Genomic DNA, 13809 nt, shown 5'->3' with positions numbered 1-13809 from the left:
AGTTCACCGTTGCGCGCATTCTCGCTGGCATAATCGTCCGCAATTCAGGTCGGAGAGTGCCCATGTCGCGCTGCCTTTTTTTATCGCTGTGCGTGTTTTTTTCGGTCGCCCAGGCCGCCGAAACAACACCGGAAAATGACGCCCACGATCTCGCTTACAGCCTGGGTGCGAGCCTTGGCGAACGCTTGCGCCAGGAGGCTCCCGACCTGCAGCTCCAGGCACTGGTCGAGGGATTGCAACAAGCCTATCAGGGCAAACCGCTGGCGCTGAAAGACGAGCAGATCCAGCAGATATTGACCGAGCATGAAGCGCGGATTGCCATGCAGTCAGCCGAGCCGCAAAGCGAATTGGCACTGGAAAAGGAACAGCGTTTTCTCGCCGCCGAGAAAGCCAAGCCTGGCGTGCGCGAACTGGCTGACGGCGTGCTGCTGACCGAGTTGACGCCGGGCGCTGGCGCCAAGGCAGGACCCAACGGCAAGGTGCAGGTGCTGTACATCGGTCGCTTGCCCGACGGTACGGTGTTCGATCAGAACAGTCAGCCTCAATGGTTCAGTCTCGACAGCGTGATCGCCGGATGGCGCAGCGCATTGCAAAACATGCCGGTCGGGGCGAAATGGCGACTGGTGATTCCATCGGCCCAGGCCTATGGCGCCGAGGGTGCCGGTGACGTGATCGCACCGTTCACACCACTGGTGTTTGAAGTCGAATTGCGCGGTGCCACCGGCTGACGACACAAACGAAAAACGGCGTGCCTTGGCACGCCGTTTCGAGATCTTGCAGAAAGCGCTTCAGGCCTGAACCGAATCGGCTTCCTTGTGGGCTGTGTGCAGCACTTCGATCAGGCAGTCTTCCAGCTCGAAGCGCTCATGCAGCAGGCCACCCAGTTCCTTGAATTTCTCGGCGACGCATTTACCTTCATCGCACAGGTCATTGAACGCGAGCAGCTTCTCGGTGATGACGTCGATGCGCGGGTAGATCGTCTCGGCGAGCTCCAGGCCACGCGTGTCGTTGAAGGCCTTGGCCTCCCCCGTCAGCTGCTCGTAGATCTCGAAGTGCCCGGCCGATACATAATCGACCAGCACGCCGCAGAACTCCTGCAAAGGCTTGCGGTTCTCACCCAACGCCTCAGGCTTTGCGCCAAGAGCGTCATAGGCCCCGATCAGTTCGTGTCGTTCCTGCAACCAGCGATCGATCAGCAGGTGCACTCCACCCCAGCGTTCCTGAGCATTCTGACAACTTTCGAGCATGGTGATCTCTCTTCCCTTGTGGGTCAGCTGCTCTATGCCCGCACGCCTCTTGTAACATCGGTGGGCGGTCAGGCAGAGCGTCATCGAGCAACATAATTCCAATGACACGTGCGGGCCAGATTATGCCCGCACGACACTGGCTTCAAGGTACGCAGGCGATAAAGTTCATACAAGTGTTTAATCGCCGGCAAAGGCCCGGTGCGACGACTCGTCGCTGAGCGGTCGCTGATAGCTGATCCAGACCAGTCGCAACGACTGGTAAACGGCCAGAATCATCATCGCGACGAAGAACAGCAGGCTCCACTCCGTGAGACTCAGGTCGAACAGCGTCCAGGAAATTTCCACACAATCGACAGCGCCCTTGAACACTTGCTGCAGGACGGAAAGCCACGGAGAACCGGCGAGCAGATCCGCCAGATGGGTCGAGCACGCTGCGGCCTGTTCCATCGGAAGGCTTTGCAACAGAACCTGCCGCCACGCCGTGACAGTGCCGGCCAGGCTGCATCCAAGACTGAGCAGCCAATACAGAACGGTTCCGATGCGACCTGGACCATGGACCGAAGCCATCAGGCAGACACCGGTCAGGAGCGCCAGACAAAACCGCTGCACCAGACACAAGCCGCAAGGCCTCAGGCCGACCGCATATTCCAGGTAGTAGGAAACGCCCAACGCCAGGGCACCCGCAATGAAAGCCATGAAAAACAAGGAGCGTGAGCAGGCCAAAGACATGGCTTATCCGTAAAAGTAGTGACAGACCGTTACGGTAGAGGAAAGCGCGGCGGCCTTTCAAGGCAGGCGCCCACGGAGACTTCAGCAGAAGTGTAGGGAAATCCCGACGCATAAGAGAGGATAAAAAGTAGTCCTCTGTAGGACTTTGCCTGCGACGAGAATGGGTAACCGAATTTCAGCGAATTATCTCACTGCGACGAGGACAATTACTTCCTCGCCGCAGTTCATCACACAGTCGCCGGAGCCTGGCCCCAGCGAATGGGTCAAGCGCGGACTGACACGGGTAGAGGGGCCGCAAGCAAGCGTTCATCCAACAATCCCAGGCCTTCCTGAAACAGCTGGTTGCTGCGCTCGGCATCACCCATTTGCGCCAACAACCGCGCCAGCTCTGCACAGGCTTCCGGATTGCGTTGTACACGCAGGCTGCTTTCCAGATAGTCCCGGGCCTTGCCCCACAAACTGTTTTGCAGGCACAGACGGCCCAGTGTCAGCAGCAGGCCCGGATCGGCCGGATGGTCCTTGAGCCAGCCTTCAGCGGCCTGCAACTGGCGGGCCGGATCATTGCCGCGCACCAGCCCGTAGAGGCGAGCCAGATGACTGTCGTAGCTGCGCTTGAGCGCGGTGCGCAGGACTTCCTCTGCTTCGACCTGAGCCCCCAGTTGCCGCAGTTGCTCGGCATAGGCGAGCACCAGTTGTGGCTCCTGGCGTTGCGCCGAGGTCAGTTGCTGCCAGGCACGTTCGAGCGCTTGCTGCCCCACCGCTCCGTTCTCTTCCCGTTGCGCCGCCAGGGACAGGTTCGCCCCCCAGGCCCGACGCTCCAGTTCTGCGAGTTCGGCCGCCGGCAGAACTTTGTCCTTGCGCAGCTCCGGCAGCAGGCGAATGACTGACGACCAGTCACCACGCTGCTGAAGCAGGCGCTGCAACTGACGCAGGGTCTGTGCATTATGAGGATGGCGCTCACGCATGGCTTGCAGGGTGGCGAGGGCGCCGTCGGTATCACCGCGGTCGGTCTGCAACTGGGCGTGGTTCAAGGCGATCGCCAACTCGGCCTGAGGCTGACGCTCCAGGGCGCGCTCCAGCAAGTTGTCGCTTTCTTCGTAATTGCCTTGTTCGTTTGCGGCACGGGCCGCACCGAGGTAGTAAAGCAACGGCTGGCGCTCGGCCTCGGCAGCCCGATGCAAGTGACGTTGCGCGCTGGCCCAGCGCCCCTCGGCCAGGTCCAGTTGACCGTGCTCGATCGCCACCTGCACCCGGCGGCTGCGGTTACGCCGCGACCACGGGTTGACCACCCCGCTGGAAGCCATCACCAGTTCGACCAGCGCCTTGATACCCCAGATCACCAACCACAGCACGGCCACCAGTGCCAAAGTAGCCCACAGGCTCGACTCATAGCGGAAGGTCTTGTAAGCAATCAGCACGTAACCGGAATGTTCGGCAATCGCCAGCCCCAGTGCAGCGGTAGCGGCAATCGCGAGGAACACGATCACATAGAGGCGCTTCATGGCGTGGCCTCCAGCGCGGTGTTCGCGGCAGGCCTGGCCATTGGCTTGACCGAGTCTTCGGCGTTGACGTTGCGCCGTTCCAGGTACCCCTGCACCGCGCTCAGGGTGCCGGTCATGTCTGGAGTGACTACGGTGACAGGTTGCCTGCTCAGCTCGGCCACCTGCTCAAGCATGACTTTGCTTTGCGAGTTGTCCGGGTTGAAGTTGCCCTTGAGGATGTCCCGCGCTTCGTCCAGCACTTGGGAGTACACCGCAGCCTGACCATTGAGTGCGGCCCACTGTGCCTGCTCCAGCGCAAGGCTCAGGGCCAGGCGCACCTGAATCAGGCTCTGGCCGGCCAACAATGGGCGAACGTTTTTATCGGCATTGAAATCGATGCGGATGTAGCGCGAAATCTGATCCCACCATTGCGCCCAGCGACTGGCACCGTCGCCATCGGCAGTCAGGCCCAGCAGCGAATCGCCACGGTCCTTGTACTCCGGTGCCAGCTCGGTGAGGCTGGCCACTTGATCGCGCAGTGCGCCCAGACGCAGAAACAGCCCGGTGCGGTCCGGTTGTTCGGTACTGCGCAAGGCAATCAGGGTCTTAGCCACCTGCTCGCGCGCGGCAAAGGAGCCCGGATCGTTCTGCTCGCGCAGGATCTCGTCGGCACCCTGGACCAGTGCCTGGGCGCTGCTGATGTCCTGCAAGGCAGACAGTCGCAGACTGGCCAGACGCAGCAAGTGCTCGGCCTCGGCCAGACGCCAGTCCTTGCGACTGGCGCCGAGTACGGTTTCCAGACGCTGGTTCAATCGCTGCTGATCACCTTGCAGCTGGATCACCAGGCGACTGCGTGCTTCCAGCTCATCGGCAGGCGGCAATTGTGCCAGGCGTGCGCTCAGGCGTTCCTCATTGAGCTTGAGGTTCTGCGCCTGGTCATTCAGCGCCTGCACCTGGCTCAGTTGCTGCTGATTGTTGGCCTGCAGGTGACGCACCTGCCAGACACCCCAACCGCCCACCGCGACACCGGCCGCGCCCAGCAACAGTGCGAGGATTGCCAGACCATTGCCTCTACGCTGCTCGGCAGCTGGTGGCGGCGGCATTTCTTCTAGAGGAGCATCAACAGGTGCATCAAGCACCGGTCGCGAGTCATCTTTAGGCAAGGCTGTTTCGCTCACGTATCCATCCTTTGCATCAGAAAACGGGTACGGGTTGCTCCCGTAACGCCGTCAGCAAGGCCGCGGCACTCGCGCCGCGACAATCCACAACTGTTTTGGCCCCGGCGGCACGCGCCAGCTCGGCAACCCTGGGGCTTGGTACAAACAACGGCAACCGCGCCAACTGCGGCCAGGCATCGCCGGCCAATTGATGCAGGTGCTCAAAACCTTGTCCACTGCTGACCACCAGCCCGTTCAGGCGTTCCGCCTGAATCCGTTGCGGCAGCACTTGCGGCGGGTAAATCGGCATTGCCCGGCGGTACAGCTCCAGATACTCGACACTAGCACCAAGCTCACGCAAACGCTCAGCCAGCAATTCGCGCCCACCCTCCCCGCGCAGGATCAGCACCCGCGCATCGGGTGGTGCGATAGCCTCGCGCAGACGGGAAAGTTCGAGCAGGGCTTCACTGTCATCGCCTTCTGCCGGGAAGCTCACATCCAATCCGTGAGACTGGAGGATCTGCGCTGTCGCCGCGCCGACGCTGAACCACTTCACAGCGGGCGGCGCTGGCCGAAACCGCTCGAGCAGTTCGACGCCGATCCGGGCGGCAGGCTTGCTGACCACGATGATTGCGCAGAACCTTTCCAGCGTCTGAATCACCTGGCGCATTGTGTCAGTCGCCGTAATCGGCACGATGTCCAAAAGCGGCAGACTGTTACTGAATATCCCCTGCTCGGCCAAAAGACTGCCCAGCGCCGCCGACTCATCGGCGGGACGTGTCAGCAGCAAGCGCCAGCCGGTCACTCGTGACCTGCCTCGCCATAGACCGCTTTGAGAATGGCGTCGGCACCCTGGCTCAGAAGGTCTTCAGCGACACGCACACCCAGTGCCTCGGCATCGCCGCGAGGGGCACGGGCTTGTGCGCTGAGCAGCAGGCCACCGGCTGGGTCGCCCACCAGCCCGCGCAACCAGAGCTGTTCACCCTCCAGCACGGCGTAGCAGGCAATCGGTACCTGGCAACCGCCATTGAGGTGCTTGTTGAGGGCACGTTCGGCGGTCACGCGGGTGGCGGTGTCCTGGTGATGCAGGGGCGCCAGCAGCGCATGGATTTCACTGTCGGCACTGCGGCATTCGATACCCACCGCGCCCTGGCCACCGGCCGGAAGGCTGTCGTCGACACTGATGGCCGAAGTGATGCGATCTTCAAAGCCCAGCCGGATCAGGCCGGCAGCGGCCAGGATGATGGCGTCGTATTCACCGGCATCGAGCTTGGCCAGGCGCGTGTTGACGTTGCCGCGCAGGAAGCGGATCTCCAGATCAGGGCGACGGGTCAGCAATTGAGCCTGGCGGCGCAGGCTGGAGGTGCCGACGATGCTGCCCTGAGGCAACTCATCCAGGCTGGTGAAGGTGTTGGAAACGAAGGCGTCGCGCGGGTCTTCCCGTTCGCAAATGCAGTACAGGCCAAGACCTTCAGGGAAGTCCATCGGCACGTCCTTCATGGAGTGCACGGCGATGTCGGCTTCATTGTCCAACAGCGCGGTTTCGAGCTCCTTGACGAACAGGCCCTTGCCGCCGATTTTCGACAGCGGTGAGTCAAGCAACTTGTCACCACGGCTGACCATGGGAACGAGGGTCACCAGCAGGCCCGGATGAGCCGCTTCAAGGCGGGCTTTGACGTATTCGGCCTGCCACAGGGCGAGAGCGCTTTTGCGGGTGGCGATGCGGATCTGGCGAGAGGACATGGATCAATCCGTACTGAATAGATACGGCGGATAATAACAGCTCAGCCAAATCCACTTTGACTTGTATCAGATACTACTCGGCCTCCCTGGCCCCGGATGTCCGGCAATCGGGTGTGAAATTCGCCTGCGCACAGCTTTTTAGAGCTGTTGCATCATCTTGCGCACGCCAGCCACATGGCGCCGGCTGACGATCAGCGCATCACCATTGAGGCCTTTGAGGAACAGCTGGAAATGCCCCAGGGGTGTGCGTTGCAGTCGCTCGATACGCTCACGGGCGACCAGTGCGTTGCGATGGATACGCACGAAACGGTCACCGAATTCGTCCTCAAGGGCCTTGAGTGGCTCATCGAGCAGCACTTCACCGCTTTCGTGACGCAAGGTTACGTATTTGTGGTCGGCAATGAAGTACACCACCTGATCCAGCGGAATCAGCTCGATCCCTTTACGGGTTCGGGCGCTGATATGGCTGCGCGGTCCGCTGCCGCTTTCGGCAGCAGGGCGGGTCAGGGCGGCGAGCTGGGCACGATTTGGGCGCTCGGCTCTCTTTAATGCGTCATGTAACTGTTCAGTTCTCACAGGTTTCACCAGATAGCCTACGGCGCTGGCCTGTAAGGCTTCCACGGCAAATTCATCGGGCCCGGCGCAGAACACCACGGCGGGCGGAGTTTCGCGTTCGCATAACCGTGCAGCCACTTGCAGGCCATCGAGGCCGGGCATGCGGATATCAAGCAGCACGATATCCGGCTTGTGGCTGTCGATCAGTGCCAACGCCTCTTCGCCATTCGTGGCACTAGGCTCCAGGACACTGTACCCCTCGAGTTCGCCAACCATTCGGCACAGGCGCTCGCGGGCCAAGGGTTCGTCATCAACGATCAGGACATTCATATTGCGCTGGATTCCTGCGTGAGTCTCGCACAAGGATAGCGTAGACAGGTGAAGTGACGTCCGTCACCGCGATCCACGCTAAGACTAGCCCGAGCGTCAAAAAGTGCCGCTGGTCCGGCGGCTAAATTTTCATCTGCCGGGCGATTGGCGGCCCAGGCCCGCATTGGCGACACATCGCCACAGGGTTTGCTGATATGCAATATGAACACCCCCCTCTTCTTATGGTCAGCGGCTGCACCGAGAAGTGCGCTGACCCTACTGTCCAACTGTAGACGGTTGCCGGGACGTTATTGCTCAATTGAAAAATATCGTTGCGCTAACGTAGGAGCGAGCTTGCTCGCGATGAGCGTTAACGATAACGCGTGCCTCCTGGATAAACGTGTCGACTTCAGGTTCATCGCGAGCAAGCTCGCTCCTACACAAAAAAACGTATCGACCAGTGTCAGCGACAGGGTTGGCAACCCTGTTATTATCCGCGCCAGCGTTCCACGCCTTCTTTCTTCAAGCCGATACGAGCGAATTCATGAGCACTGACAAGACCAATCAGTCCTGGGGCGGCCGCTTCAGTGAACCCGTCGACGCCTTCGTCGCCCGCTTCACCGCCTCCGTCACTTTCGACCAGCGCCTGTATCGCCACGACATCATGGGTTCGATCGCCCACGCCACCATGCTGGCCAAGGTCGGCGTGCTGACCGATGCCGAGCGCGACAGCATCATCGATGGCCTGAAGACCATCCAGGGTGAAATCGAGGCCGGCCAGTTCGACTGGCGCATCGACCTTGAAGACGTCCACATGAACATCGAGGCGCGGCTGACCGACCGCATCGGCGTGACCGGTAAAAAACTGCACACCGGCCGCAGCCGTAACGATCAGGTCGCCACCGACATCCGCCTGTGGTTGCGTGACGAAATCGACCTGATCCTGGCCGAAATCACCCGCCTGCAAAAAGGCTTGCTGGAGCAGGCCGAGCGCGAAGCCGCCAGCATCATGCCGGGGTTCACCCACCTGCAGACCGCCCAGCCAGTGACCTTCGGGCACCACATGCTGGCCTGGTTCGAGATGCTCAGCCGCGACTACGAGCGCCTGGTCGACTGCCGCAAGCGCACCAACCGCATGCCGCTGGGCAGCGCGGCACTGGCCGGCACCACCTACCCGATCGATCGTGAATACACCGCCCAACTGCTGGGTTTCGACGCGGTTGGCGGCAATTCGCTGGATAACGTCTCCGATCGCGATTTCGCCATCGAATTCTGCTCGGCCGCCAGCATCGCGATGATGCACCTGTCGCGCTTCTCCGAGGAGCTGGTGCTGTGGACCAGCGCGCAATTCCAGTTCATCGACCTGCCCGACCGCTTCTGCACCGGCAGCTCGATCATGCCGCAAAAGAAAAACCCGGACGTGCCGGAGCTGGTGCGCGGCAAGACCGGTCGCGTATTCGGCGCGCTGATGGGCCTGCTGACCCTGATGAAAGGCCAGCCCCTGGCCTACAACAAGGACAACCAGGAAGACAAGGAGCCGCTGTTCGACGCCGCCGACACCTTGCGCGACTCGCTGCGGGCCTTTGCCGACATGGTGCCGGCGATCAAGCCCAAGCACGCGATGATGCGCGAAGCAGCCCTGCGCGGCTTCTCCACCGCCACCGACCTGGCCGACTACCTGGTGCGTCGCGGCCTGCCATTCCGTGATTGCCACGAAATCGTCGGCCATGCCGTCAAGTACGGCGTGGACAGCGGCAAGGACCTGGCGGAAATGAGCCTGGAAGAACTGCGCAAGTTCAGCGACCAGATCGATCAGGACGTGTTCGCCGTGCTGACCCTCGAAGGCTCGGTCAATGCCCGTAACCACATCGGCGGCACCGCGCCGGCGCAGGTGAAGGCTGCCGTGGCTCGCGGTCAGGCACTGCTGGCCAGCCGCTAAATCGTCAAAAGCTTCGCGAGCAAGCCCGCTCCCACAGGTTTGATGTGAGAACCCAATCCATTGTGGGAGCGGGCTTGCTCGCGAAGGCGATCGACAGAACGCCGCAAAAATCTACTTCCTGGCCGCAATCATCGCCATGAACGCCGGCATCGCCGCCTCCTTGTCAGCCGCGATCCGCTGCACATTCGGATTCTGTTCCAGACGCTCCAGCAACGCCTTGGCCTTCGGCATTTCAGCCAACAAATCAATGCCGAACAACTTGTGCGCCACGCCACACGCCAGCGGCACGCTGTACAGGAAATACAGATCCGCCACACTCAAGCTGTCACCCGCCACGTAAGGGCTGAATTTGCCGTGCCGGCCCAGCGCAGCCATCCCCAGCAACAGTTCAGCCTTGGTTTTTTCCTTGATCGCATCCGGCAGGGTCATGCCGAAAAACGCTTCGGCGTAGCAGGCTCGCGCTGGCAGTTCGATATACAGCTCGATTTCCCTGGCCAGTGCCAGCACCTGCGCGCGCTCGAAGGGGTCGCTCGGCAGCAGCGGCGTGCCGTTGTGATTTTGCTCGAGGTACTCGAGGATTATGCTGGTTTCATTGATGAACCCCTGTTCAACGTGCAGCACCGGGACCTTTCCACGCGGGCTGATGGCCAGAGCTTCGGGGGCAGTGCCGCCATAAAACAGCACTTCTTCGAAAGGCAGTCCTTTTTCCAGCAGCGCCAGTTTGACCATGTTGTAGTAGTTACTGACGGAGAATCCATAAAGCTTGATCATCACAAAGCCTCCAGGCCGTGCGGGGTGGGCAGTGCCTGTTTATAGAACGCTCGAGGGTTTCTTGCCAGCAGCATCACGCCAATGAATACGGGTAAACTGGCCGCCTTTCCCTGAGGAGCCTGCCATGAGCGAGCCAATCGATATCGAAGACGACGAAGAAGAGTTCGCCGAAAATACCCTGATCGAAGCTATCGAAAACCAGATCGAAAGCGACAACCCGCCAGCGGCCAAGGCGACCTTCAACAAGCTGACCCTGGTGGGCTACGAGCGGGAAGAGATTCTCAACCTGATGGCTCACGTTTTGGCTGTAGAAATCGACGCGATCCTCGAAGAAGACCGCGCGTTCAACACCGAATGGTACGAAGCTGCGCTGCGCGCATTGCCCGAGTTGCCGCCGCAAAAGCAGTAAGATCAAAAGATCGCAGCCTGCGGCAGCTCCTACCTGGAATGCGATCCATGTAGGAGCTGCCGCAGGCTGCGATCTTTTTTATGCGAGGCAAAAAATCTCTGTCGCCAGCACTGGACATGCCGGACAAGCGGGTTCACCTTAGGAGCGCTGTCGTCCAATTCCTAGAAAGTCTGGAGTCCTTATGTCGCTTACCCCTGAGCTGGTTGCCGAACTGGAAGTCCTCGCACTCTTCAACCTGGACAGTTCCCAGGAAGGTCTGAAAATTCATCAGACCGCTGCCCCGAAACACATTGCCGCCGCCAAACGCCTGTTTGAAAAAGAACTGACCGATCAGCCTGATGGTGGCTACCTGACCAGCCTGGGTCGTGATGCCGCGCAAAATGTGCAAAGCGTGCTGACAATTCTTAACGCCGAAGTAACAGCCTGAATTCTGCCGCATCGCCCACGGAGACCCCGATCCAGGGATTTCCGCGGGCACATCCCCCCCTGATTTCTGTCTCCACCGATAAAAATCTGACGCCAGAAAAATAAATCAGCTTAAAAGTCCTCGCCTCAAGGCGCTAAACTGCCCCTCATCCGAAAAGCCCCACGTCCGAGCCCTGCGAGCCGGTTTGAGCTGACATGACGCGCACCCATGAAATCCGCCCCGATCTGGACGAGGGAATCGACCGCAAGGTTCTCAGCCAGCTGCGCGCACGCTTTCTGAAACTTAACGAAGGGCGCATGGCTCGCGCCATGGAAGGCTTGTCGACCCGCCAGCAAGGGGTCCTGACCTTGCTGCCGCTGTTTTTCCACGTTAATCATCCGCTATTGCCCGGCTACGTTTCCGGCAGTACGCCGGCGGGGCTGTCGAATTTCGAACCGGACGCCAATGTCCTCGCAGAAGCCCAGCGCCTGACCCGCTCGTTTTCCTACAAGCCTCGCCACGGCAGCAACCCGCCGAGGCCGATTCACGGGCTGTTCCTGATGGGCAGCCTCGGCACCCTGGCCCAGGCCGACCAGAGCGACATGGATGTGTGGGTCTGCCATGGGCCGGACCTGACCGAGAACGAACTCGCCGAACTGCGCAAAAAATGCCAGCTGCTGGAAGCCTGGGCCGCCAGCCAAGGCGCCGAAGCGCACTTTTTCCTGATCGAACCGACCCGTTTCGTCCGTGGCGAGCGCGATACCCAGCTGAGTTCGGAGGATTGCGGCACTACCCAGCACTACCTGTTGCTGGACGAGTTTTACCGCACCGCGATCTGGCTGGCCGGGCGTACGCCGATCTGGTGGCTGGTGCCGGTCTACGAAGAATCGAGCTACGACCGCTACACCCATACCTTGATCTCCAAACGCTTTATCCGCGCCGATGAAACCCTCGACCTCGGCAACCTGGCCTTTATCCCGCCCGGCGAATTTATCGGCGCCGGGCTCTGGCAGTTGTTCAAGGGCATCGAGTCGCCCTACAAGTCGGTACTCAAGCTGCTGCTGACCGAGGTCTATGCCAGCGAACACCCCAGGGTCCATTGCCTGAGCCTGCGCTTCAAGCAAGCGGTGTTCGCCAACCGGCTCGACCTCGACGAGCTGGACCCGTACGTGGTGGTGTACCGGCGCATCGAGGAGTACCTGATCGCCCGTAATGAACCGGATCGGCTGGAACTGGTGCGTCGCGCGCTGTACCTGAAGGTCAATCGCAAACTGACCGGCAGCAGCCGCACCCAGAGCTGGCAACGCTCTTTGCTCGAGCGCCTAGCCCATGAATGGCGCTGGGACCAGCGCCAACTGGCCCTGCTCGATAGCCGCAGCCAGTGGAAAGTCCGCCAGGTCGGCTCCGAGCGGCGGGCGCTGGTCAATGAACTGAACTACAGCTACCGCTTCCTCACCCAGTTTGCCCGACAGGAGCAAACGGTCAGCCGCATCAACAAGCGCGACCTGAGCGTGCTCGGGCGTCGGCTATACGCCGCTTTCGAGCGCAAGGCCGGCAAAGTCGAATTCATCAACCCCGGGATCGCCCCGGACCTGGCTGAAGACACCCTGACGCTGGTGCACGCGCCGAACAGGAAAGAACCGGGGCAAAGCCAGTGGGGTGTGTACAACGGCAGCCTGACGGCGCTGGAGTGGGAACATTTCGCGCCGATCAAACGCAGCCGTCACTTGCTCGAGCTGCTGACCTGGTGCCACCGCAATGGCGTAATCGACAGCAGTACCCGCCTGGCCCTGCACCCTGGCACCAGCGACTTGAGCGAGTTCGAGCTGTTCAACCTGCTCGGCAGCCTGCAACAGACTATCGCCCTGCCCTTGCCCACCGTCGCCGAAGAACCTCTGTTGCGCGCCAGCGTGCCGAGTGAAGTGCTGATTCTGGTGAATGTCGGTATCGATCCGCTCAAGCACCATCGCGACCTGAACATCCTGATGACCACCGAGCGCACCGATTCCCTGAGCTACGCCGGGGTTCGGGAGAACCTGGTGCTGACGCTGGACCAGGTCACGCTCAATAGCTGGAACGAAGTGCTGGTGGCTCGCTACGACGGCCCCCATGCCCTGCTCGACTGCATTCGCGACTATCTCAACAACCTGCCAGCCGGGCCGCAACAGCCGAAGCTGAGGGTGCGCTGTTTCTGCCATAACCGCGCGCAGTTCATCGCCCAACGGGTGGAAGACATCCTCGACACCGCGCAGAACCTGCTGCTGAGCCGGCTCAATCACCGCTACCTGATCCAGGTCCAGCAGCACTACCACGTGCTGGAGCTGGTGCCGGGACAGGTCCAGCACATCGCACTGGCCACCCTGCCGGCGTTGATCGACTACCTGGGTGAAGACATGGCGAGCTACAGCCCGCTTCACCTGGACCCAAACGCACTGGAAGAGCACGACCTTGCGCTGTTCCTGCCAACGGGCCAGCCGGACTGCATTCAAGTGTTCTATCGGGTCAACGAAGATCAGGCTGATCTGTACGTGCTCGATGAATTCAATGCCCTGTGGCAACAACGCCTGCCCTTGCACGACGAGCAAAGCCTGCTGGTGCCACTGCAGCGCTTCCTGCAATCGATCCAGTACCGTCGCGATGCCCTGTTGCCGATGGACGCTGCCCAACCCTTGAACCTCGACACCCGGTATTGCCAGTTGCTGCCGTCAGGCCCTGGTCGGGCACGCCGCATTGAAGCCCGGCCGGTACCGCAGACGCCAGCGAACAAACCGTTTTACGACGTACAGGCGATCGTCGGCAAAGCCGCACCGGGTCAGGTGCAGGTGACGTTGTATTGCAATCAACGGGAGTTTTCCGAACTGGAGCATGGCGACCAGCTGTTCAGCGTGGTCGCCCGGGAAATCGTCGGGCAGCGCCGGGAAACCGAACGCTACCGCTGCTACATCACCGACCTCGACCTGTCAGGCCTGCTCGGCGAAGGGCAGAGTTCCACCCATTTGTACCTGCGTTACAAGGCAGACCTGGAGCAGGCATTGAACGAGGCGCTCGATCAGGTCTGAGGGG

At 60.9% G+C, this 13809-nt stretch carries 13 protein-coding genes and 1 pseudogene; 5 read left to right on the top strand and 9 right to left on the bottom strand.

The window, feature by feature from the left end; all coding sequences use genetic code 11:
- Positions 1-62: 62 nt before the first annotated feature.
- Positions 63-728, top strand: a complete 666-nt coding sequence (locus AC07YV_RS04335; protein WP_102699662.1) for an FKBP-type peptidyl-prolyl cis-trans isomerase — start codon at positions 63-65, stop codon at positions 726-728.
- A 60-nt stretch (positions 729-788) separates the two neighbouring features.
- Here the strand turns inward: AC07YV_RS04335 and AC07YV_RS04330 are convergent, their stop codons facing one another.
- From AC07YV_RS04330 to AC07YV_RS04295, 8 genes and pseudogenes are all read right to left on the bottom strand, one after another.
- Complete coding sequence (locus AC07YV_RS04330) at positions 789-1247, bottom strand: Rsd/AlgQ family anti-sigma factor (protein ID WP_015097328.1); 459 nt, start codon at positions 1245-1247, stop codon at positions 789-791.
- A gap of 177 nt (positions 1248-1424) precedes the next feature.
- Positions 1425-1976, bottom strand: a complete 552-nt coding sequence (locus tag AC07YV_RS04325) for a disulfide bond formation protein B (protein ID WP_102699663.1) — start codon at positions 1974-1976, stop codon at positions 1425-1427.
- Positions 1977-2239: 263 nt separating this feature from the next.
- Positions 2240-3478, bottom strand: coding sequence for a heme biosynthesis HemY N-terminal domain-containing protein (locus tag AC07YV_RS04320; RefSeq protein WP_102699664.1), 1239 nt, complete (start codon positions 3476-3478; stop codon positions 2240-2242).
- Positions 3475-4635, bottom strand: coding sequence for a uroporphyrinogen-III C-methyltransferase (locus AC07YV_RS04315; protein WP_102699665.1), 1161 nt, complete (start codon positions 4633-4635; stop codon positions 3475-3477). The genes AC07YV_RS04320 and AC07YV_RS04315 overlap by 4 nt, the downstream gene beginning before the upstream one ends.
- 16 nt (positions 4636-4651) lie before the next feature.
- On the bottom strand, positions 4652-5419 hold the full coding sequence (locus AC07YV_RS04310) for a uroporphyrinogen-III synthase (protein ID WP_102699666.1): 768 nt from the start codon (positions 5417-5419) through the stop codon (positions 4652-4654).
- Positions 5416-6357, bottom strand: coding sequence for a hydroxymethylbilane synthase (hemC, locus tag AC07YV_RS04305; RefSeq protein ID WP_102673521.1), 942 nt, complete (start codon positions 6355-6357; stop codon positions 5416-5418). The genes AC07YV_RS04310 and hemC overlap by 4 nt, the downstream gene beginning before the upstream one ends.
- Positions 6358-6495: 138 nt before the next feature.
- Positions 6496-7242, bottom strand: coding sequence for a LytR/AlgR family response regulator transcription factor (locus AC07YV_RS04300; protein ID WP_102699667.1), 747 nt, complete (start codon positions 7240-7242; stop codon positions 6496-6498).
- Positions 7239-7355 (bottom strand): annotated as a pseudogene (locus tag AC07YV_RS04295) (sensor histidine kinase); the annotation flags it as partial. The pseudogene AC07YV_RS04295 and the gene AC07YV_RS04300, both read right to left, overlap by 4 nt.
- Positions 7356-7765: 410 nt before the next feature.
- Between AC07YV_RS04295 and argH the strand changes: the two are divergent.
- On the top strand, positions 7766-9160 hold the full coding sequence (argH, locus tag AC07YV_RS04290) for an argininosuccinate lyase (RefSeq protein ID WP_007978825.1): 1395 nt from the start codon (positions 7766-7768) through the stop codon (positions 9158-9160).
- 111 nt (positions 9161-9271) lie between these two features.
- On the opposite strand, the gene AC07YV_RS04285 is transcribed toward argH, so the two are convergent.
- The gene (locus AC07YV_RS04285; RefSeq protein ID WP_102699669.1) at positions 9272-9931 is read right to left on the bottom strand and encodes a glutathione S-transferase family protein; all 660 of its coding nucleotides are present in this window, start codon (positions 9929-9931) and stop codon (positions 9272-9274) included.
- 124 nt (positions 9932-10055) lie between these two features.
- Between AC07YV_RS04285 and AC07YV_RS04280 the strand changes: the two genes are divergently transcribed.
- The 3 genes from AC07YV_RS04280 to AC07YV_RS04270 all read left to right on the top strand — a co-directional run bounded on the left by AC07YV_RS04280 (position 10056) and on the right by AC07YV_RS04270 (position 13805).
- Positions 10056-10340: a hypothetical protein gene (locus AC07YV_RS04280; protein WP_007978820.1), complete on the top strand. Its 285-nt coding sequence runs from the start codon at positions 10056-10058 to the stop codon at positions 10338-10340.
- 181 nt (positions 10341-10521) lie between these two features.
- Positions 10522-10767, top strand: a complete 246-nt coding sequence (locus tag AC07YV_RS04275; RefSeq protein ID WP_007980796.1) for a TIGR02647 family protein — start codon at positions 10522-10524, stop codon at positions 10765-10767.
- Positions 10768-10961: 194 nt separating this feature from the next.
- A complete protein-coding gene (locus AC07YV_RS04270; RefSeq protein WP_102699670.1) occupies positions 10962-13805 on the top strand; it encodes a class I adenylate cyclase in 2844 nt (947 codons plus the stop codon).
- The last annotated feature ends 4 nt before the right edge of the window (positions 13806-13809 follow it).

The sequence above is a fragment of the Pseudomonas sp. GW456-E7 genome (genome assembly GCF_059424105.1).
This window is presented reverse-complemented; position numbering and strand designations above follow the sequence as displayed.